Source organism: Actinomyces sp., assembly GCF_030524025.1.
Classification (GTDB): domain Bacteria; phylum Actinomycetota; class Actinomycetes; order Actinomycetales; family Actinomycetaceae; genus Actinomyces.
In genome coordinates, this window is record NZ_JAUNHI010000013.1 from 23,195 (window position 1) to 44,151 (window position 20,957).

Below are 20,957 nucleotides of genomic sequence, written 5' to 3' on the forward strand. Positions count from 1 at the left end.
TGTGCTGACCTGTGCCGACCGGCGGTGTTGGGGCTCGTCGGCACCGGCCGGCCAAGCGGGCCGGGGACACGGCAGGACATGACGGCGCTCCAGGTGATTCCCCCTGCGGGATCGCGGTGCTATTGTGCGCGTGCCCTGCTCGGCCGGGGCGGTCCACGGTGCGCTGTGTGCTGTGGGCGGCCCCCGCGGCGCCCCTGCGCCGCCGGGGAGCCCCACCGAGAGCCGTCGACGAGAGAGAGTGACGAGGCCATGGCGACCGACTACGACGCCCCGCGCAAGAACGATGACGAGCCCGAGGCCGATTCGATCGAGGAGCTGACCGCACGGCAGAAGGACCAGTCCTCCGAGGCCATCGAGGAGGATGAGAACGAGGTCGCCGAGGGCTTCGAGCTGCCCGGCGCGGACCTGTCCCGTGAGGAGCTGAGCGTCCACGTCGTCCCGCAGCTCGAGGACGAGTTCACCTGCTCCGAGTGCTTCCTGGTCCACCACCGGGGCTCGCTGGCCTACATTGACGACGCCACCGGACTGCCGGTGTGCACTGACTGCGCGGGCTGACCGCGACCCCTCGGCCCGGACCGAACACACGCTCCGGGACCGGTTCCCGCCACGACCCACAGGAGGCCACCATGGGACTGTTCTCCCGGAGACGACCCGACGACGCCGCGTCGGCCGAGGACGGTTCGCCTGACGGCGCCGAGCCCGACTCCTCCGACCAGGAGGCCACCGGCGGCCCGTGGGACAGCGCCACGGCCCCCGCCGACAGTGAGGGAACCGTGCGGGTGGACCTGGGCTCACTGCGGGTGCCGGCCGTCGACGGCATGCAGATCCGCCTGGAGAGCCCCGGCGCCGGGACGGAGGCGGGAGCCGTCGTCCTGGTCCTGGGCGGGTCGAGCCTGGAGCTGCGCGCCTTCGCGGCACCCCGCTCAGCGGGCATCTGGGAGGAGTTGCGCGAGGACATCACCGCCGAGCTGACCCGCACGCGTGCCTCCCACAAGGTCCTCACCGGCCCCCACGGCCCCGAGATCCTCGCCCAGGTCCCGGTGCGCGGTCCGGACGGTCACGACTCGACGGTGGCCGTCCGGTTCATCGGCGTCGACGGGCCCCGCTGGTTCCTGCGCGGCGTCCTGCAGGGCCGCGCCGCCACCGACGAGACGGCCTCCCGCGCCCTGCGCGAGGTCCTTGCCGGTGTCGTCGTCGTGCGCGACGGCGCCGCCCGCCCCCCGCGGGAGATTCTGCCCCTGCACCCCCCGGGCGCCGGGGCCGTCCCGGAGGCCGAGGACCTGCCGGGCCTGGACCCGCTCGCCCCGGGCCCCACGATCGCCGAGGTGCGTTGACCATGGCGCCGCGCCCGGGATGGCTGCGGCGTCTGGCCGAGCATGTGGGCGCCGACCGTGAGCAGATCGACGCCGATGACACCGCTCGGTCCCTCAGCGCGCTGCGCGGCCTGACCACCCCCCTCGCCGGGCTCCCGGCGCGCGAGCGCGTCCGCGTCGGCGGGGTGCTGCGCGCGGTCACCTACCCGCCGGCCGCCCTCAAACCGGTGCTCGTCGGCCAGCTCTTCGACGGCACAGGGTCGGTGGACCTCGTGTGGCTGGGGCGGCGCTCGATCGCGGGCATCGCTCCGGGCACCCGGCTCATGGTCGAGGGCACCGTGGTGGCCGGACGCGCCCGTTCCGTCATCTACAACCCCTCCTACGAGATCCTGGGCAGGGGCAGGTGAGCGGGTCGACCGGCCAAGGGCGCGGTGGTGGCCGGACGCGCACGGGGCGCAACCCCCATGGCCGGGGGCTGCAGGCAGTGGGCGGCGAGAGCTTCGACGCCTCCGCGGCCGTCGGCGGATGGCGCGGCGTCCTGGAGTCGGCCGCCCCCACCGTCGTCTTCGTCACGATCCTGGCCCTGCGGCCGGAGGCGCTCGTCCTGGCCCTGGGGGCCTCGCTCGTGGTCAGCACCGCCTTCCTCGTGGCCCGCGTGGTCGCGGGCCAGCCCCTCACCCAGGTCCTGGGCGGGGCGGTCCTGGCGCTCATCAGCGCCGCCTGGGCCTGGCGCACCGGCCGCGCCTCGAACTTCTACGCCACCGGGCTGCTCATCAACGCCGTCATGCTCGCCGTGACAGCCGGTTCCCTGGCGCTGCGCCGGCCGCTGGTGGGCATCTTCATCGAGCTGTGGCGCACGGCCTCGACGGCCGACACCGGGAAGGAGGAGGCGGAGGGCTCCCCGCAGGGCGAGCGCGCCGCGCCGGGGGAGCACGCCTCCTGGCGGACCGACCCTGCCCTGGCCTCCGTCCGGCGCCGCTACGCCGTGGCCACCACGGTGCTGTCCGGGATGTTCGCCCTGCGCCTGGTCGTCGAGGTTCCGCTCTACCTCATGGGCGAACCCGCCCTCGGTGCGCTGGGGGTGGCCAGGATCGTCCTGGGGGTGCCCTTGTATGCCTTGACGCTGTGGTTCGTGTGGCGCATCGCGCGCCCCGGCACCGACCAGGGCCGGGGCCGAGGCCGTACGGAACCGGCTCACTGAACCGGCCCTACCGGCCCTGCCCCGTCAGACGCCGCCCGTCCAGTGGGGTCAGGCGGTGTCAGCGGCGGCGGTGGTGCCGACGGCCGAGGTGGCGCTGTTCTCAACCGCCCCGGAGCCGTGGGTGCCGGAGAAGATCTCCGGCACCTCCCGCAGGGCCGACTCGCCCTCGCGAGCGGTGAGGAACACCAGCTCGTCGCCCCGCTCGAAGCGCTCGTCGCGCCCGGGCACGATCGGGCGGTCATCGCGCAGGATAGCGGCCAGGACGGTCAGCGGCGGCAGGTCGACATCCCTGACCAGCTCCCCGATGGCAGGGGAGTCGTCGGCAAGGGTCAGCTCGTGCATGAGCGCCCCCGACTGGTGGAAGGTGAAGATCGACACGAGGGAGCCGATGCTCACCGCCTCCTCGACGAGCGCCGTCATGATCCGCGGGGTCGACACCGCCACGTCGACGCCCCAGGTCTCGTCGAAGAGCCACTCGTTCTTCGGGTTGTTGACCCGTGCCACCGTCCGCGGCACGCCGTACTCGGTCTTGACCAGCAGGGACACGACGAGGTTGGCCTTGTCGTCGCCTGTGGCCGACACGACGACGTCACAGTCCTGGGCCCCCGCCTCGGCCAGGGAGTCGACGTCGCAGGCGTCCGCCAGCAGCCAGTCGGCCTCGGGGACCGCAGCGACGCGCATCGCGTCGGGCGAGCTGTCGACCAGGGTGATCTCGTGCCCGTGGGCGATCAGCTCACGGGCGATCGAGCGGCCCACCGAGCCGGCGCCGGCAATGAGGATCTTCATGGCTCAGGCCTCCTGGACGGGGGGACGGGACAGGGCACGCTGCAGCGCGGCGATCCCCTCGGGGCGCACGGCCACGTGGAGCCGGTCGTTCTCCTGGATGACTGTCGAGGAGCGGGGCACGAGCGCGCCCCCGCCCCGCGAGACCCAGGCCACCCGCGCCTCGAGCAGCTCCTCGAGCCGACCGATCGTCGTGCCCACCCAGGCCACCGCCAGGTCGGGCTGGACCAGGCAGGCCTCCCCGGAGGGGTCGGTGGCCTCACGAGCCGTGATCCCGGGCAGGACGCGGCGCATCATCTGCTCAGCCGTCTGTCGGACCGTGGCCACCGTCGGGATGCCCAGGCGCTCGTAGACGTCGGCGCGTCGGGCGTCGTAGATCCTGGCCACGACGTGCTCGACGCCGAAGAGCTCGCGCGCCACCCGTGCCGCCACGATGTTGGAGTTGTCGCCGTTCGACACGGCCACAAAAGCGTAGGCCTCGTCGATCCCCGCCTGCTCGAGGGCGTCGCGGTCGAAACCGATGCCCTTGACCTTGCGGCCGTTGAAGTCCGAGGGCAGCCTGCGGAAGGCGTTGGAGGACTGGTCGATGACGGCCACCGAGTGGCCCATGCGGTCGAGCTGGGCAGCCATCGAGGCGCCCACGCGCCCGCAGCCCATGATGACGAAGTGCACGGATGCAACGGTACTCCCGCTCACCGGCCCCGCGCGCCCGCCCGGGGCCGCGGAGTAGCATGATCTTCCGTGCGTGACTTCGCCGACCGCGTCAAGCGGCTCATCGTCGGGCGGCCGGTGCCCAGCGGGGCCCTGGGCGAGACGCTCCTGCCCAAGCGGATCGCCCTGCCGGTCTTCGCCTCCGACGCCCTGTCGAGCGTCGGCTACGCCCCCGATGAGGTCCTCATCACCCTGGCCGTGGCCGGCGTCGCCGCGACGGTGGTCTCTCCCTGGGTGGCCCTGGCGGTGGTGGCGGTGCTTGTCGTCGTCGTCGCCTCCTACCGGCAGACCGTCCACGCCTACCCCTCGGGGGGAGGGGACTACGAGGTCGTCTCGACCAACCTCGGCCCGCACGCGGGTCTGGCGGTGGCATCGGCCCTCCTGTGCGACTACGTGCTCACCGTCGCGGTGTCGGTCTCGGCGGGGACCTCCTACCTCGCCGCCGCGGTGCCCGCCGTCTCGCCCTACAAGGTCGAGATCGCGGTCGGCATCGCGACAGTCCTGGCCCTGCTCAACCTGCGCGGCTCCAGGGAGTCGGGGGGCGCCTTCGCCCTGCCGACCTACCTGTACATGGGAGCCATTGGGGCGCTGGCGGTCACCGGCCTGGTCCAGGAAGCCGTCGGAACCCTGGGGCGGGCGCCCTCCTCCGCCTACGAGGTCGTCGCCCAACCCGGCTGGGAGCAGGGCCTGACGGGCATGGCCGGGGCCTTCCTGGTCCTGCGGGCCTTCTCCTCGGGCTGTGCCGCACTGACCGGGGTCGAGGCGATCTCCAACGGCGTGCCCAGCTTCCAGCGGCCCAAGTCCCGCAACGCGGCCACGACGCTGCTCATGCTGGGCACGATCTCCGCCCTCATGCTGTTGAGCATCGTCCACCTGGCGGGGGCCGTCGGGGTGCGCATGGTCGAGGACCCCGCCACCGAGCTGCTGAGCAACGGGGAGCCCCTGGGGACGGGCTACCACCAGGACCCGGTCATCGGGCAGATCGCCGCCACCGTCTTCGCCGACGTCAAGCCGATGTTCTACCTCATCACCGCCGTCACCGGACTCATCCTGGTCCTGGCGGCCAACACCGCCTTCAACGGCTTCCCGGTCCTGGCCTCGGTGCTGGGGCGCGACGAGTTCCTGCCCCGCCAGCTCGCCCTGCGCGGTGACCGCCTGGCCTACTCCAACGGCATCGTCGTGCTGTGGCTGGGCGCGGTGGCCTTCATCGTCGGCTCCGGGGCGAGCACGAACCGGCTCATCCAGCTCTACATCGTCGGGGTCTTCATCTCCTTCACCCTGTCCCAGGTCGGCATGGTCCGGCACTGGAGCCGTGCCCTGGCCCTGGCCACCGACCCCGCCGCACGTCGGCGCATGGCCCGCTCCCGGGTCGTCAACTCCATCGGCGCGGTGGGTACCGGGCTGGTCCTCGTCATCGTCCTGGCCACCAAGCTGACCCGCGGGGCGTGGGTGACTCTGCTCCTCATGGCGCTGCTGTACCTCCTCATGAACCGGATCCGCCGGCACTACCGCCGGGTGGGCCAGGAGATGGCCATCGACGACCTCCACGACGCGCGGGTCCTGCCCGCCCACGTCCACGCCATCGTGCTGGCCTCACGCCTCAACCGGCCGACCCTGCGTGCGCTGACCTACGCCCTGTCGACCTACCCGACCTCCATCGAGGCCCTGACGGTCGACGCGGGTGACGGTGCCGCCGAGCGCCTGCTCGACCAGTGGGAGGAGGCCGACCTGCCCGTGCCCCTGACCGTCCTCAGCTCGCCCCTGCGCGAGCTGACCCGGCCGATCGTGTCCTACGTGCGCTCGGTGCGCCGCGAGTCCCCCCGGGACCTCGTCGTCGTCTTCCTGCCGGAGTACATCGTGCGGCACTGGTGGGAGCAGGTGCTCCACAGCCAGACCGCCCTGCGGCTCAAGACGGCGCTGCTGTTCACCCCCGGGGTGGTTGTGGCCTCGGTGCCCTGGCAGCTGGGAGCGCCCGGACAGACCCATGTCCACCGCGGCGTGCGCGCGGTCACGCCCGAGGGCATCGCTGACACCGACGTGGCCTCCCGCAAGGCCGAGGCCCGACGCCTGCGCCCGGCCCGGAGTGAGCGATGAGCCCCCGGAGCGTGCGTGAGGACGGTGCGCCCGAGCCGCTCGAGCTGGTCCTGGCCGTCGGTGCGCCCGCCCATGGGGGCCACTGCCTCGCCCGCCCGGCCGATGACCCCGGGGGCCGGGTCTTCTTCGTGCGCCACGCCCTGCCCGGGGAGACCGTGCGCGCCCGCGTCACCGGCCGGGGCTCCAAGGCATGGCGGGCCGACGCGCTCGAGGTCCTCGAGGCATCACCGGACCGTGTGCCGCTCGCCTGGCCCGAGGCCGGGCCCGGGGGAGTGGGCGGCGGGGAGCTGAGCCATGTCTCCCCGGCCGCACAGCGGGACTGGAAACGCCATGTCCTGGCCGACTGCCTGCGGCGCATCGGGGGCGAGGCGGTGGCCCGGGCCGTCGCGGCGCTGAGCGAGGCGCAGCCGGAGGGGGTCCTCGTCGAACCGGTCGGCCCCAGCCCCTCAGCGCACCGTCTCCCGGGCTCCGGGGCCCCGACCGGGGTCGGCACGCGCACCCGGGTCTCGTTGACCGTGACGCCGGACGGGCGGGCGGGCATGCACGCCTTCCGCAGCAGCGAGGTCCTGGCGGTGCGCCGGCTGCCGCTGGCCGTCCCGCAGATCCAGGCGCTCGGGCTGACCGAGGCGGGCCGGTGGCGCAAGCGCTACCGGCCGGGGATGCGTGTGGAGGTCGTCGCCCCGAGCCTCGGGGAGCCGGTGGTCGTGCTCGACGGCGTCGTACACACCGCAGCGGCTCGCCCCACCGCGCGGCGCCGGGTCGAGGAGCGGGTCGACGCCTCCGGGATCGGCCTGGGCGAGCTGTCCTACGGCGTGCGTGTCGACGGGTTCTGGCAGGTCCACCGCGACGCGCCCACCGTCCTGGTCGACAGGGTCGTGCGCGCCGCCCTGTCCGCCGAGCCGACGGCGGCCGGGACACGTCCCGGTGACGGGCCGCCGGCGCCCGCCGACCGTACCCGGGTCCTGGAGTTGTACTCCGGAGCAGGGCTGTTCACCCTGCCCCTGGCCATGCTCGGCGGGACGGTGCTGTCCCTGGAGGGCAGTGAGCGGGCCGTGCGCGACGCACGCCGCAACCTGCACGCCCTGCGCGGTGCCCACCTGCGTGCGGGCCGCGTCACCGCCGACTCGGTGGCGAGTCTCGGTGCGCACGAGGCCATGGGGGACGGCCCGGACGTCGTCGTGCTCGACCCGCCCCGCCAAGGCGCCGGTCAGGCGGTGGCAGGGGCCGTGGCCGCCCTCGGCGCGCGTCGGATCGTCCTGGTGGCCTGCGACCCGGCCGCGCTGGCGCGCGACCTGGCGGTGCTCCTGGGCCGGGGGTACCGCCTGGGCGCGATGAGTGCCCTCGACATGTTCCCCCACACCCACCACCTCGAGGTCATCGCGGTCCTGGATCGGTGCTGAGCAGAAATTGGGCTGATCACCCGGCAGCCCCGTCCGCAGCGACTACGCCCAGGACTCCGACACCGGTACCCAGATCCTCCGTCTTAGTGCGACGACGGTCCCCAACTACGACGTCGACCACTTCTACACGGTGACCTACTCCGAGACCACGATGACGGTTGCGCGCTGGGAGCCGGGCGCCCAGTCCTGACCGACGACCGCCATGACCGTGCCCACGCCGAGTCCTGTCACGGGCAGCAGGGCGAGGCAACCAGCGGCCCCCGTGCGCGCCAGCTCACTGCCACCGTCGCGTCGGGACGTCACCGTCGTGCCTGCGGGAACCTGGCTCAGGAGGGATCCGGTCGCGTACTTCTTGACGCCGAAGGAGCCGAAGCCCTGGGTCAGGGACACGTCGTAGGAGATCGGGTCCCTGTACGACATTGAGGCGGATAGCTCGGTGCCCTGGCCGCCCACGAGCGTGGCGGTATTGGTGTAGACCCTGCCCGGACCACCCGGGACCACCAACAAGGTAACGGGGCCGTCCTTGTCGGTGGGGATGAGAGGATTCGTCTCGAGGGTCACCGTGATACCGGCATTGTTCTCTGCGCGGGCGGCGGGGGCGACCAGGGCGGTCAGCCCTCACACCGCTGGGAGAAGGGCGACGAGGACGAGGGTGACGCCGCGGTGACGCGTTGCCGACTGAGGCAGCATCCTGGGCCTCCGATTCTTGGGGATGATGGAGAAAAAAAGGGGGGAACTATTCACTCGCACGCCTGTGCCTAGTGAACTCGCAAACCGTACCTTGCGTGCACCGAGGTCTCTGTGAGCGTGTCTCTTTTGTGATGAGTGCCGGGTCACCCACGCGCCTGCGCCGCCAAGGCCGGACACCGGCTCCGGCCGCCGCCGGGGCCCCGCAGGCCCGGGTGGAGGCGCGGGCCTGCGGGGCCCGCGACGGTTATTGCGCACCCGGGCGTGACGAAAGCCGAGACCCCCGGCTCGGGGGTGGCAGCGCGCGGTGCGGTGGTCTGGCGCCGCTGACCAGGCCCAGGGAGGGCCCCAGCATCACGCTCGACGCGGCCTGCCGGGCCGGTCGGTTACTGTGGCCGGGGATGCGCCCCGACCGGGCGCCGCAGCAGAACAGGAGCATCGCCGGTGACGAGCCCGTCCATTGACACCTTCCACGCCCGCACCACCCTTGAGGTCGACGGTCGCGACTATGAGATCTTCCGCCTCGACGCCGTCCCCGGTCTCGAGCGTCTGCCCTACAGCCTCAAGGTCCTGGCCGAGAACCTGTTGCGCACCGAGGACGGTGCCAACGTGACCGCGGAGCACCTCCGCGCTCTGGCGGCGTGGGACCCCGCGGCGGAGCCGAACACCGAGATCCAGTTCACCCCGGCACGCGTCGTCATGCAGGACTTCACCGGTGTGCCGTGCATCGTCGACCTGGCGACCATGCGCGAGGCCGTCGCCGAGCTGGGCGGCGACCCCGAGGTCATCAACCCGCTGGCACCGGCCGAGATGGTCATCGACCACTCGGTGCAGATCGACTCCTTCGGGCTGGCCACCTCCCTGGAGAGGAACAAGGAGCTGGAGTACGAGCGCAACGCCGAGCGCTACCAGTTCCTGCGCTGGGGCCAGGGCGCGCTGTCGAACTTCCGTGTCGTGCCCCCGGGCACGGGGATCGTCCACCAGGTCAACATCGAGTACCTGGCGCGCACGGTCTTCACCCGGGAGACCACCGGGGCCGACGGCTCCCCGGTCGTCCAGGCATACCCGGACACCTGTGTGGGCACCGACTCCCACACGACCATGGTCAACGGCCTGGGCGTGCTCGGCTGGGGCGTGGGGGGTATCGAGGCGGAGGCCGCTATGCTCGGCCAGCCGGTGTCGATGCTCATCCCGCGGGTCGTCGGCTTCAAGCTGACCGGTGCGATCCCCGCCGGTGCCACGGCCACCGACGTCGTGCTCACCATCACCCAGATGCTGCGCGAGCACGGGGTCGTGGGCAAGTTCGTCGAGTTCTACGGCCAGGGCGTCGCCGCGGTCCCGCTGGCCAACCGCGCCACCATCGGCAACATGAGCCCGGAGTTCGGCTCCACGGCCGCGATCTTCCCCATCGACGAGGTGACCCTGGACTATCTGAGGCTGACCGGGCGCAGCGAGGACACGGTGCGCCTGGTCGAGGCCTACACCAAGGCCCAGGGCATGTGGCACGACCCCTCCCGCCAGGCCGTCTACTCCGAGTACCTCGAGCTCGACCTGTCAACCGTCGTGCCCTCGATCGCGGGCCCCAAGCGTCCCCAGGACCGGATCGAGCTGTCCTCCGCCAAGGGGGCCTTCGCCCGCTCCCTGCCCGCCTACGCCCCGGAGTCCAGCAAGCCCACGCCGGTGACACTGGCCGACGGCACCATCACCGAGCTCGACCACGGGCACGTGGCCATCGCCTCGATCACCTCGTGCACGAACACCTCCAACCCCTCGGTCATGGTGGCCGCTGGCATTCTGGCCCGCAACGCCGTGGCCCGGGGCCTGCGGTCCAAGCCCTGGGTCAAGACTTCCACGGCGCCCGGCAGCCAGGTCGTCACCGACTACTACGCCAAGGCCGGGCTGTGGCCGGCGCTCAACGAGCTGGGCTTCAACGTCGTGGGCTACGGCTGCGCCACCTGCATCGGCAACTCCGGGCCCCTGCCCGCCGAGGTCTCCCAGGCGGTCAATGACGCCGGGCTGTCGGTGGTCTCGGTGCTCTCGGGCAACCGCAACTTCGAGGGCCGCATCAACCCCGACGTCAAGATGAACTATCTGGCCTCCCCGCCCCTGGTCATCGCCTACGCCCTGGCCGGGACGATGAACATCGACTTCGCCACCGAGCCCCTGGGCACCGACCCGCAGGGCCGAGAGGTCTTCCTGGCCGACATCTGGCCCGACCCCGCCGAGGTCCAGGCGACCATCGACGCCACGATCGACCGGGAGATGTACGAGCGCGACTACGCCGACGTCTTCGCCGGGGACGAGAAGTGGCGTTCCCTGGACACCCCGGAGGGCCAGACCTTCGCCTGGGACGAGGAGTCCACCTATGTGCGCAAAGCCCCCTTCTTCACCGGGCTCACCATGGAGCTGACCCCGGTCGCCGATGTCGAGGGGGCGCGGGTGCTGGCCCTGCTCGGCGACTCGGTGACCACCGACCACATCTCCCCGGCCGGCGCGATCAAGGCCGACTCCCCGGCGGGACGCTACCTGGCGGCCCACGGCGTGGAGCGCGCCGACTTCAACTCCTACGGCTCGCGCCGCGGCAACCACGAGGTCATGATCCGCGGCACTTTCGCCAACATCCGCCTGCGCAACCAGCTGCTCGACGGCGTCGAGGGCGGTTACACCCGTAACTTCCTGACCGGCGCCCAGGAGTCGATCTTCGACGCCTCCCAGGCCTACCAGGCGGCCGGCGTGCCGCTCGTGGTGCTCGGGGGCAAGGAGTACGGCTCGGGCTCCTCGCGCGACTGGGCCGCCAAGGGCACGGCGCTGCTCGGGGTCAAGGCGGTGATCGCCGAGTCCTTCGAACGCATCCACCGCTCCAACCTCATCGGCATGGGCGTCGTGCCGCTGCAGTTCCCCGCGGGGCAGACGGCAGGGTCCCTGGGGCTGGACGGCACGGAGGTCTACTCCATCGCGGGCCTGACCGCCCTCAACGAGGGCCGCACCCCGGCGACCGTGCGCGTGACCGCCACCAAGGAGGACGGCACCCACGTGGCCTTCGACGCCGTCGTGCGCATCGACACCCCCGGCGAGGCGGACTACTTCCGCAACGGCGGCATCCTCCAGTACGTCCTGCGCAACCTCGCCCGCTCCCAGGTCTGAGTGCGGGCTCCGGGGCCGCTCTCCTCCCGCGGCCGGGTTCCGGCCCGAGTGGGGTCATCCCGGGGGGAGGAGGGCCGGGCAGGGCGCCATCGTTATAGTTGCCAATATGGACACTAAGAGGTTGCGCCGTTAGGTCGGGGTTGTCGGTGTGATCGGGTGTTCCCGTGGTGGGTGGTCCGGGCTCGGTGGATGAGCTGGCGGGTGATGATGATGGCCTTGGCCAGGGCGATGCGGGCCTCGATGACCCGGGTGCGGCGCTCGGTGCAGATGGCGAGGTTGCGGAAGCCTCGGGTGTGCTGGGAGTTGGTGCGCTCGACCAGCCGGCGCCTGCCGGCCTACAAGGCGGTGCCCCGCCATGCTCGCCGCGTACCCCACGCCGCCACCTATCGGCGCAATCTCTAGAAGACGCACCCCGCAGCCAAGCCGGTTAGGTCGCTGCCAAGCCCGTGAGGTCGCACCTCTGACATGCGACCTCACCGGTTAGCAGGCGACCTCACGCGTTTCCTGGCGACGCACGGTCTGGCTCTCCCTGACCCCGCGAGGTCGCCGCGCCCTGGAGGGCTATGTGCGCGCCCTGCGTCAGATCCTTCCCGAGGACGCGTCGTCGACGTCCGGCTGAGCCCGGTGGAGCGAGTGGCGGATGACGGCGCACCGGTCCGGAGGGTCGGTCGGCGAGTTGACCGCAGCACGGCCCGTATTGTCCGACGATGGTGCCAGGCGTGGGCCGGGCCCCGCGCCGGCAACGAGTCCGGAGAGGATGTGAGCAACGGTGAGTGAGAACCTGGGCAGCGGGATCGGGACGCCGCAGCAGGTCGAGGAGGTCGACCTGCTCGTCGTCGGAGGCGGCAAGGCCGGCAAGTCCCTGGCGATGGCGAGGGCCAAGGCGGGCGACAGGGTCGTCATGGTCGAGCGCGACAAGGTGGGTGGCACCTGCATCAACGTCGCCTGCATCCCCACCAAGACGCTCATCTCCTCGGCCAGGGTCCTCCACGGCGTGCGGGGCGCCGCCTCTCAGGGCGTCACCCTCCCGGGGGACGACGGCGCCGCCGCCCTGGCCCGGGCGCGGGTCGACCTGGCCTCCTTGCGCGCGCGCAAGGAGGCGGTCGTCTCGGGCATGGTGGCCGCCCACGAGCAGATGTTCTCCGCCTCCGGCATGGAGTTCATCAAGGGCACCGCCCGCTTCGTCGCTCCGCGCACCGTCGAGATCACCCTCAACGACCGCGCGACCCGCCGCGTGCGCGGCGCAGCGGTGCTCATCAACACCGGCACCACCCCAACGGTCCCGGTCATCGACGGCCTGGCCGGGGTGCGCTACTGGACGAGCGAGGACCTGCTCACCCTGCCCGAGTTGCCGACACGCCTGCTCGTGCTCGGGGGTGGGGTCATCGGCGTCGAGATGGCCTCCCTCATGGGGCTCCTCGGCGTCCCGGTCACGATTCTCCACGCCGGCCGCCACTTGCTGGACCGTGAGGACGAGGACGTCGCCGCCGAGGTCACCGCCGGCCTCGAGGCGCTGGGCGTCACCGTGCTTACCGGCGCGCGGGCCTCGCGGGTCGAGGCGGGGCCGGAGGGCCGGGGCGTTCTGGTCACCACTGCCGACGGGCGCCAGGCGAGCGGCTCGCACCTGCTCGTGGCGGTGGGGCGCACTCCCGTGACCGCCGGGCTCGACCTGGAGGCCGCCGGGGTCGAGGTCACCGGGCGCGGCTTCGTGCGCGTCGACGAGCACCTGCGCACGAGCGCCGAGGGCGTCTATGCCGCCGGTGACGTCGCCGGCACCCCCCAGTTCACCCACGCCTCGTGGAACGACTTCCGCGTTCTGCGCGACCTGCTCGCCGGCAAGGAGGCCTCGACCGCCGGGCGCCTCATCGCCTGGACGGTGTTCACCACTCCCGAGCTCGGGCACGTCGGCCTGAGCGAGGCCGAGGCCCGGGAGGCGGGCCACGAGGTGCGCGTGGCCAAGACCCCCACGGCCGCCGTGCCGCGGGCCAAGACCCTGGGGCGCACGGAGGGCTTCTACAAGGTCGTCGTCGACGCCCGCACCGACACGATCCTCGGCGCAGCGGTCATCGGGCCCGAGGCCGGCGAGGTCGTCACGAGCATTCAGATGGCGATGCTCGGCGGCCTGACCTGGCAGCAGGTGCGTGACGCCGTCATCTCTCACCCCACGATGAGTGAAGGGCTCAACATCGTCCTGGACTCGCTGGGCTGAGCGCACACACGCCGCCCCGCCCATCCGCGCCTCGAGTTCCGCCGGTCAGTGGCACCGGCCGGGCGCCGGGCCCTACTGCGGCAAGCCGAGACCCGTGACGACCTCGGCTCCCGGCAGCGCCGCCAGCAGCCCGCCGGCGACCAGGAGTTTGGAGTGGCGCACGCCCGAGCCGATGAGCACCGTCTCGCGCTCCGCCACGGCGCTGTCGATGAACAGCCGCCAGTCCTGGGGCAGGCCGACCGGCGTGATGCCGCCGTACTCCATGCCGCTCATCTCCACGGCCCGCTCCACGGGGAGGAAGGAGGCCTTGCGCACGTCGAGCAGCCTCTTGACGACGTGGTTGACATCGGCCAGGTCGGTGGCACGCACGACGCAGGCCGCGACACGCTCCTGGCCGCTGCGCCTGCCGGCGACGAGTACGCAGTTGCCGGTGGCCCGAGGGTCCAAACGGTAGTGACGGTTGAGGACCTCGGTGTCGGAGTGGCGCGGGTCGATCTCCACGACCTGTGCCTGCCGGGCCAGCTCGGCCCCGTCGGGCCCGGACTTCTCCAGCCTCTCCAGCGCCGCGGCCGCGGGCGCGCCGAGCAGGTCGGTGCGCTCCAGGGCCGGTTGCCAGCCGATCTCCGCGGCCAGGGCCTGGGAGGGCTCACGCGGATCAGTGATATCAGCGGTGCTCATGACCCGATCATGGCAGCCCGGGCAGCGCCGCGACCGCCGGGCCTCAGCATGTGGTCTCATTGTCCCCGTGCTGCATGTCATCTTCTACGAGCCCCGGATCCCGGGCAACACCGGTGCGGCGATCCGGCTGTCCGCCAACACCGGCGCCATGCTCCACCTGGTCGACCCCCTGTTCGAGATGGATGACGCCAGGCTGCGCCGCGCGGGGCTGGACTACCACGACCTGGCGCTCACGCGGGTCCACACGACCTGGGCCGACTGCCTGGCCCACGTGCCGGGAAGGATCCTCGCCTTCACCGCCCGCGCCCACACGGTGCACAGCGACGTCGACTGGCGCTGCGACGACGCCCTGCTCTTCGGCCCTGAGCCCACGGGCCTGCCCGACAAGGTCCTCGACGACCCGCGGGTGAGCGGGCGCGTGCGCATCCCCATGGTCGAGGACAGCCGCTCCCTCAACCTGGCCAACTCTGCCGCCATCGGCCTCTACGAGGCCTGGAGGTCCCTGGGCTACCCCGGAGGCGTGTGAGCCAGGGCCGGTGCCCGCCCCGCCCGCCGGGCTGTCCATCGCGGATGAGCACCGGTCGGCCCGTCAATGGTGGGCACCGCGGGCCCGAGGGCCGTAGAGTGGCCCGTGACACGTCCCGGAGGGACCGGCGAGGAGGCCAGATGTTCCAGATCCGAATCCATGGTCGAGGCGGACAGGGCGTGGTGACCGCCGCCGACCTGCTCGCCTACGCGGCGTTCAAGGAGGACCGTCACGCCCAGGCCTTCCCGTCCTTCGGCTCGGAGCGCACCGGGGCGCCCGTGGTCTCCTACTGCCGGATCTCGACCCGGCCGATCCGCAGCCACGAGCCGGTCCTGGCCCCCGATGCCGTCATCGTCCAGGATCCCACGCTGCTGACGGCCATCAACGTGTTCTCGGGTCTGAGCCTCGGGGGCTACGCCCTCATCAACTCCGCCCGCCCCTTCTCGACTTTCGACATCGACCCCCGCACGGTCGAGGCGGTGCCCCTCGAGCACCGCCTGACCGTCCCGGCCACCGACCTGGCCATGGAGCACCTGGGGCGGCCCCTTCCCAACGCCGTGCTCCTGGGGGCCTTCACCGCCATGACCGATGTCGTGAGCCTGACGGCGGTGTGCGAGGCCATCGCCGACCGCTTCCCCGGGGCGCTGGGGGAGCGCAACATCGAGGCGGCCCGCGCCGCCCACGAGATCATCGCCGACAAGATCGCCCTGACCGCCAAGGAGGACCACGGTGCTGCGTGAGATCGAAGGATCCAAGGCGGTGGCGGCCGCCGTGGCCGCCTGCCGCCCCGACGTCGTGTGCGCCTACCCCATCTCCCCGCAGACGCATATCGTCGAAGAGCTCTCCCGCCTGGTCAAGGTCGGCCGCCTCGACAGCCAGTACGTCAACGTCGAGTCGGAGTTCGCCGCCCAGTCCGTGGCCATCGGGGCCAGCGCCGTGGGGGCGAGGGCCTATACGGCCACGGCCTCCCAGGGCCTGCTCTACATGGTCGAGGCCGTCTACAACGCCGCCGGCCTGGGCCTGCCCATCGTCATGACGGTGGCCAACCGGGCCATCGGCGCGCCCATCAACATCTGGAACGACCAGACCGACACGATGAGCCAGCGCGACTGCGGCTGGCTCCAGCTCTTCGCCGCCGACAACCAGGAGGCCGCCGACCTCCACGTCCAGGCCTTCAGGATCGCCGAGGAGCTGAGCCTGCCGGTCATGGTGTGCATGGACGGCTTCGTGCTGACCCACGCCGTCGAACGCGTCGACGTCCCCGAGCTCGAGCAGGTCGACGCTTTCCTGCCCCCCTTCGTCCCCGTCCAGCGCCTCGACCCCGACGACCCGGTGACTATCGGCGCCATGGTGGGGCCGGAGGCCTTCACCGAGGTGCGCTACCTGGCCCACCGCAGGCAGCTCGATGCGGTCGACGTCGTCGAGCGCGTCGGCCGCGAGTTCGCCCAGGCCTTCGGGCGGGACTCCGGCGGGCTGCTCCACTGCTACCGCACCGAGGGCGCCGAGACCGTCGTCGTCGCCCTGGGCTCGGTCACCGGCACCCTCAAGGACGTCATCGACGCCCTGTGGGACCAGGGGCAGGAGGTCGGGCTGGTGTCCCTGACTTCCTTCCGGCCCTTCCCGCACGAGGCCATGGCCCGGGCCCTGGCCGGTGCCCGCCGGGTGGTCAGCCTGGAGCGGGCCTTCAGCCCGGGCCGCGGGGGAGTGGTCGAGCAGGACCTGCGCCGGGTCCTGTGGGACCGGCGCGACGGGGTCGGTCTGACCACGGTGGTCGCCGGGCTCGGCGGGCGCGACATCACCTCGGCCTCCCTGCGCGTCCTGTTGGAGCGGGCGGTGCGCGGTGAGCTCGAGCCCCTGGAGTTCCTCGACCTCGACACCGCCGCCGTGGCCGCCCACCTGTCCGCCGTCGGCGTGCCCGCCCCCCTGACCGAAGGAGCCGAGTGATGACCGCCTCGACCACGCCTCCGAGCGCACCCACGAAGTTCTACCAGGTCGGCTCCTTCGCCGTCGGCAACCGCCTGCTGCCCGAGGTCGGCTCGATCCAGTCCAGCCGCGAGCGCGCCAACACCCTGACCTCGGGCCACCGTGCCTGCCAGGGCTGCGGCGAGGCGCTGGGGGCCCGCTACGTCCTGGACGCCGCGGACGCCGCCGCCCGCGCCGCCGGCGGCTCGGTGGTCACAGTCAACGCCACCGGCTGCCTGGAGGTCTTCTCCTCGCCCTACCCCGAGTCCGCCTGGCGCCTGCCCTGGCTCCACTCCCTGTTCGGCAACGCTCCGGCGGTGGCCACCGGGGTGGCCGCGGGCCTGCGCGCCCTGGGCAACGAGGAGACCCGCGTCGTGGCCCAGGGCGGCGACGGCGGGACGGTCGACATCGGCTTCGGCTGCCTGTCGGGCATGTTTGAGCGCAACGACGACGTGCTCTACGTGTGCTACGACAACGAGGCCTACATGAACACCGGGGTCCAGCGCTCGGGGGCCACGCCCCCCGCGGCGCGCACCGCCACCACCCAGGCGGTGGGCGAGGCCCCCGGCAATGTCTTCGGCCAGGGCAAGGACGTGCCGCGCATCGCCATGGCCCATGAAATCCCTTACGTCGCCACCGCCACGGTGGCTGACCTGCGCGACCTGGAGCGCAAGGTCACCTACGCCATGGGCCTGCGCGGTGCGCGCTACATCCACGTCTTCGTGCCCTGCCCGCTGGGCTGGGGCACGAAGTCCTCGCACACGGTGCGCCTGGCCCGTCTGGCCGTGGAGTCCGGTCTCTTCCCGGTCTTCGAGGCGGTCCACGGCGAGGTCTCGGCGGTCAGCCCCATCCGGCGCCAGGTGCCGGTGGAGGACTACCTGGTCCTCCAGCGCCGCTACGCCCACCTGTTCAAGCCCACGAAGGACGTCGTGACCATCGGCCGTATCCAGGCCCTGGCCGACCGCAACATCCGGCGCTACGGGCTGCTGTCCCACGGCGAGGAGGTCACGCCCGTGCTGCCGGACTCCGCCACCGGCGCCTCCTCGACCCTGGGGGCCCGCGCCGACCTCAACGACGCACCCAAGGAGGACTGAGATGAGCCAGACGACGACGCCCGCGGCCCCGGCCGGCGGGCAGCAGCGCCCCTTCGCCATCACCCTGACCACCGGATCCTCGCTGGAGAACAAGACCGGTGCGTGGCGCGTCGAGAGGCCTGTGTACCGCGACTTCCTCCCGCCGTGCAACGCCGCCTGCCCCGCCGGGGAGAACATCCAGAAGTGGCTCTACGACGCCGAGGACGGCTCTTATGAGCGGGCCTGGAGGACCCTCATGGAGGACAACCCCCTGCCGGCGGTCATGGGCCGGGTGTGCTACCACCCCTGCCAGACCGCCTGCAACCGCGGCCAGGTTGACCAGGCGGTGGGCATCAACGCCGTCGAGCGCTTCCTGGGCGATGAGGCGCTGCGCCAGGGCTGGCTGCCCGACCCGCCCGGCCCCGACACCGGCAAGCGGGTCCTGGTCGTGGGGGCCGGACCCGCCGGCCTGAGCGCCGCCTACCAGCTGCGCAGGATGGGGCACGCCGTGACGGTGCGCGACGCCGCCCCCCGCCCCGGCGGGATGATGCGCTACGGGATCCCCGCCTACCGGCTGCCCCGCGACGTGCTCGACGCCGAGATCGCCCGCATCGAGGCCATGGGGGTGGACTTCGTCATGGACAGCAAGGTCGAGCGCGTCCTGCCCGACCTGGAGTCCGGGCAGTTCGACGCCGTCTTCCTGGCCATCGGCGCCCAGATCGGTCGGCGCGCTTATATCCCCGCCGGTGAGACCGCGCGGATCCTCGACGCGGTCAGCCTCCTGCGCCGGGTCGAGGACGGCGGGCAGGACGATGCGGGCGACCAGCTGATGCTGGGGCGGCGCGTGGTCGTCTACGGCGGGGGCAACACGGCCCTCGACGCGGCCCGCACGGCCAAGCGCCTGGGCGCCGAGGAGGCCATCATCGTCTACCGGCGCACGCGTGAGCGGATGCCCGCCCACGACTCGGAGGTCGCCGAGGCCCTCGAGGAGGGGGTGACGATGCGCTGGCTGTCGACGGTCCAGCACGCCGACGGCGGGAGCCTGCGCATCGAGAGGATGGAGCTCGACGAGACCGGCTTCCCCCGGCCCACCGGCCAGACCGAGGAGCTGGCCGCCGACTCGCTCATCCTGGCCCTGGGGCAGGAGTCGGACCTGGGGCTGGTCGAGGGCGTCCCGGGGCTGAGCATCGACGACGGCGTCGTCGAGGTCGACGCCCGGCTCATGACCGGGTACCCCGGGCTGTTCGCCGGAGGGGACATGGTGCCGGCCGACCGCACCGTGACCACCGGCGTGGGCCACGGCAAGCGGGCGGCGCGGGCCATCGACGCCTACCTGCGCGGCGAGGTCTACGAGCCGGCGCCCAAGGCGCCGCTGGCCCAGATCGGCGCCATCAACTCCTGGTACTACTCCGACGCCCCCCGGCAGGTGCGCCAGCGGCTGGAGGGGGCGCGGCGGGCCCAGACCTTCGACGAGGTCGTCCTGGGGCTGAGCGCCGACAACGCCCTGTTCGAGGCGCGCCGGTGCATGAGCTGCGGCAACTGCTTCGAGTGCGACAACTGCTTCGGGGTCTGCCCCGACAACGCGGTCATCAAGCTCGAGCCGGGCAAGCGCTACGCCTTCAACTACGACTACTGCAAGGGCTGCGGCATCTGCGTCGAGGAGTGCCCCTGCGGTGCCATCGAGATGGTGCCCGAGCTCACCTGAGAGCGCCGGTGCTCCTCAGAGCATCCCGGCGGGCCGCACGGACAGGTCATCGATGGAGGCGTCCAGCGGCATGTCGACCGCCAGGCGGACCGTGGCCGCCACCGAGGGCGCCGTCATGTGGTCGGCGGCCCGGTAGCGGGGAAGGTCGGCGCCCTCGGCGCGCAGCCGCAGGGCCTTGGCGTGGTGGAGGCGCTTCTGCATCGGGGTGTCGACCCGTCCGGGGTAGACGGTGGTCACGCGCACCTGCCCGCGCTCCTCCTCGCGCAGGCAGTCGGCCAGTGCCCTCATGCCCGCCTTGGCCGCGCAGTACAGCGCCTGCCCGGGCCAGGTCCGCAGGCCCGCACCGGAGTTGATCATGACGACCAGGCCGCGTGCGCGGCGCAGGGCCGTCAGCAGCAGGCCGGTCAGGTGGGCGACCGCCACGAGGTCGAGGTCGAGGACGTCGCGCCACTGCTGCGGGGTCAGCTCATCGACCCGTGCGGCCGCCTCGACGCCCGCAGAGTGGACGAGGACGTCGAGGCGATCGATGCCCAGCTCATCCACCGCCCGGGTGACGGCCTCGTCGTCGGTCAGGTCCACGGCGCGGGTGCGGATGCGCGCCTCGCTCTCGGCGGCCAGCAGCATGGCCAGGTCGTCGAGGTCCGCGGCGGTGCGCGCCATGAGGACGAGGTCGTGGTCGACGACGAGGTTCTGTGCCACCGCCAGGCCGATCCCGGAGGTCGCACCGGTCACCAGTGCCAGCGGACGGTGCTGGTGACGACCGGTGTCGACCCGGGGCAGCGCTCCGGTGATGACGGGCAGCTCGGCCTCGGGCCGACGTCGGCGCCCCTTGGGCTGGAGATCCTGGCGGGGCGGCTTGTCGGCGGTCACTGGGCCTCCTGGAGGTAGGGTGCGGCGCCGGGCTCGCCCGGCAGGGAGTAGGTGGCGGTCAAGGTGGCCCGGGCGATGCAGTGCTCGTTGCTCGCGAAGGCCACGGCGGTGGGACTGGCCTCGTCGTCCAGGCCGAGGGTCTCCACGTCCAGGGCCAGGACCGCGAAGACGTAGCGGTGCTCACCATCACCGGCCGGCGGGTAGGGGCCGAACCATGCGTGCGTGCCCGCGTCGGTGGCGGCGTGGAAGGCGGCCCCCTCCAGCGTCAGGTCGGACTCCCCGGCCCCCCGGGGCAGGGAGGTGACCGTGGCGTCCAGGTCCTGGATGGTCCAGTGCCACCAGCCGGCCGGGGTTGGTGCGTCGGGATCGAAGCAGGACACGACGAAGGAGCGGGTCTCCGGGGGGAAGCCCGACCAGTGCAGCTCGGGGGAGATGTTGTCGTGAACGGCTGTGAACCGGTCCGCGAGCCGTCCGCCCTCGGCGACGTCGTCGGAGGCCAGGGTGAAGGAGGGCAGGGCGGGCATGAGGTCGTAGGGTGAGGGAGGGCGTGGGCGTGTGAGCTCTACTGTCACGGGAGTCTCTCTCGAGGCAGGGACGTCTG

General features: G+C 72.3%; 19 protein-coding genes. 13 read left to right on the top strand and 6 right to left on the bottom strand.

The window, feature by feature from the left end; all coding sequences use genetic code 11:
- The first annotated feature begins 249 nt into the window (after positions 1–249).
- From Q4C85_RS06650 to Q4C85_RS06665, 4 genes are all read left to right on the top strand, one after another.
- On the top strand, positions 250–555 hold the full coding sequence (locus Q4C85_RS06650; RefSeq protein WP_303140764.1) for a DUF4193 domain-containing protein: 306 nt from the start codon (positions 250–252) through the stop codon (positions 553–555).
- 71 nt (positions 556–626) lie between these two features.
- Positions 627–1,334: a DUF3710 domain-containing protein gene (locus Q4C85_RS06655; RefSeq protein ID WP_303140766.1), complete on the top strand. Its 708-nt coding sequence runs from the start codon at positions 627–629 to the stop codon at positions 1,332–1,334.
- A 2-nt stretch (positions 1,335–1,336) separates the two neighbouring features.
- A complete protein-coding gene (locus Q4C85_RS06660; protein WP_303140768.1) occupies positions 1,337–1,720 on the top strand; it encodes an OB-fold nucleic acid binding domain-containing protein in 384 nt (127 codons plus the stop codon).
- A gap of 68 nt (positions 1,721–1,788) precedes the next feature.
- Positions 1,789–2,514 carry a DUF3159 domain-containing protein gene (locus Q4C85_RS06665; protein ID WP_368501426.1) on the top strand — a complete coding sequence of 242 codons (726 nt, stop codon included), beginning with the start codon at positions 1,789–1,791 and terminating at the stop codon, positions 2,512–2,514.
- Positions 2,515–2,562: 48 nt separating this feature from the next.
- Here the strand turns inward: Q4C85_RS06665 and Q4C85_RS06670 are convergent, their stop codons facing one another.
- Both Q4C85_RS06670 and Q4C85_RS06675 read right to left on the bottom strand, forming a co-directional pair.
- Positions 2,563–3,300, bottom strand: coding sequence for a TrkA family potassium uptake protein (locus Q4C85_RS06670; protein WP_303140770.1), 738 nt, complete (start codon positions 3,298–3,300; stop codon positions 2,563–2,565).
- Positions 3,301–3,303: 3 nt separating this feature from the next.
- The gene (locus tag Q4C85_RS06675; protein WP_303140772.1) at positions 3,304–3,969 is read right to left on the bottom strand and encodes a TrkA family potassium uptake protein; all 666 of its coding nucleotides are present in this window, start codon (positions 3,967–3,969) and stop codon (positions 3,304–3,306) included.
- A 69-nt stretch (positions 3,970–4,038) separates the two neighbouring features.
- Between Q4C85_RS06675 and Q4C85_RS06680 the strand changes: the two genes are divergently transcribed.
- The gene (locus Q4C85_RS06680; protein ID WP_303140774.1) at positions 4,039–6,102 is read left to right on the top strand and encodes an APC family permease; all 2,064 of its coding nucleotides are present in this window, start codon (positions 4,039–4,041) and stop codon (positions 6,100–6,102) included.
- Positions 6,099–7,502, top strand: a complete 1,404-nt coding sequence (locus tag Q4C85_RS06685; protein ID WP_303140775.1) for a class I SAM-dependent RNA methyltransferase — start codon at positions 6,099–6,101, stop codon at positions 7,500–7,502. The genes Q4C85_RS06680 and Q4C85_RS06685 overlap by 4 nt, the downstream gene beginning before the upstream one ends.
- 135 nt (positions 7,503–7,637) lie before the next feature.
- On the opposite strand, the gene Q4C85_RS06690 is transcribed toward Q4C85_RS06685, so the two are convergent.
- Positions 7,638–8,063, bottom strand: a complete 426-nt coding sequence (locus Q4C85_RS06690) for a hypothetical protein (RefSeq protein ID WP_303140776.1) — start codon at positions 8,061–8,063, stop codon at positions 7,638–7,640.
- A 570-nt stretch (positions 8,064–8,633) separates the two neighbouring features.
- On the opposite strand from Q4C85_RS06690, the gene acnA reads away from it, so the two are divergent.
- Both acnA and Q4C85_RS06700 read left to right on the top strand, forming a co-directional pair.
- Entirely contained in the window at positions 8,634–11,333 is a 2,700-nt protein-coding gene (acnA, locus tag Q4C85_RS06695; RefSeq protein WP_303140777.1) for an aconitate hydratase AcnA, read from the top strand.
- A 769-nt stretch (positions 11,334–12,102) separates the two neighbouring features.
- On the top strand, positions 12,103–13,542 hold the full coding sequence (locus tag Q4C85_RS06700) for an NAD(P)/FAD-dependent oxidoreductase (protein ID WP_303140778.1): 1,440 nt from the start codon (positions 12,103–12,105) through the stop codon (positions 13,540–13,542).
- Positions 13,543–13,614: 72 nt separating this feature from the next.
- On the opposite strand, the gene Q4C85_RS06705 is transcribed toward Q4C85_RS06700, so the two are convergent.
- The gene (locus tag Q4C85_RS06705; protein WP_303140814.1) at positions 13,615–14,205 is read right to left on the bottom strand and encodes a YbaK/EbsC family protein; all 591 of its coding nucleotides are present in this window, start codon (positions 14,203–14,205) and stop codon (positions 13,615–13,617) included.
- An 82-nt stretch (positions 14,206–14,287) separates the two neighbouring features.
- Here Q4C85_RS06705 and Q4C85_RS06710 point away from each other — a divergent pair, with 82 nt between their 5' ends.
- The 5 genes from Q4C85_RS06710 to Q4C85_RS06730 all read left to right on the top strand — a co-directional run bounded on the left by Q4C85_RS06710 (position 14,288) and on the right by Q4C85_RS06730 (position 19,486).
- A complete protein-coding gene (locus Q4C85_RS06710; protein WP_303140779.1) occupies positions 14,288–14,746 on the top strand; it encodes a tRNA (cytidine(34)-2'-O)-methyltransferase in 459 nt (152 codons plus the stop codon).
- Positions 14,747–14,886: 140 nt separating this feature from the next.
- Complete coding sequence (locus Q4C85_RS06715) at positions 14,887–15,486, top strand: 2-oxoacid:acceptor oxidoreductase family protein (protein WP_303140780.1); 600 nt, start codon at positions 14,887–14,889, stop codon at positions 15,484–15,486.
- Positions 15,476–16,690, top strand: coding sequence for a pyruvate ferredoxin oxidoreductase (gene porA / locus Q4C85_RS06720; protein WP_303140782.1), 1,215 nt, complete (start codon positions 15,476–15,478; stop codon positions 16,688–16,690). The genes Q4C85_RS06715 and porA overlap by 11 nt, the downstream gene beginning before the upstream one ends.
- Positions 16,690–17,802, top strand: coding sequence for a thiamine pyrophosphate-dependent enzyme (locus tag Q4C85_RS06725; protein ID WP_303140783.1), 1,113 nt, complete (start codon positions 16,690–16,692; stop codon positions 17,800–17,802). Before porA ends, Q4C85_RS06725 begins: the two co-directional genes overlap by 1 nt.
- A 1-nt stretch (position 17,803) precedes the next feature.
- Positions 17,804–19,486, top strand: a complete 1,683-nt coding sequence (locus Q4C85_RS06730; RefSeq protein WP_303140784.1) for an NAD(P)-binding protein — start codon at positions 17,804–17,806, stop codon at positions 19,484–19,486.
- A gap of 15 nt (positions 19,487–19,501) precedes the next feature.
- On the opposite strand, the gene Q4C85_RS06735 is transcribed toward Q4C85_RS06730, so the two are convergent.
- Both Q4C85_RS06735 and Q4C85_RS06740 read right to left on the bottom strand, forming a co-directional pair.
- Positions 19,502–20,287, bottom strand: a complete 786-nt coding sequence (locus tag Q4C85_RS06735) for an SDR family oxidoreductase (protein ID WP_368501427.1) — start codon at positions 20,285–20,287, stop codon at positions 19,502–19,504.
- Positions 20,288–20,352: 65 nt separating this feature from the next.
- Positions 20,353–20,928, bottom strand: a complete 576-nt coding sequence (locus Q4C85_RS06740; protein WP_303140786.1) for a YbhB/YbcL family Raf kinase inhibitor-like protein — start codon at positions 20,926–20,928, stop codon at positions 20,353–20,355.
- Positions 20,929–20,957: the final 29 nt, after the last annotated feature.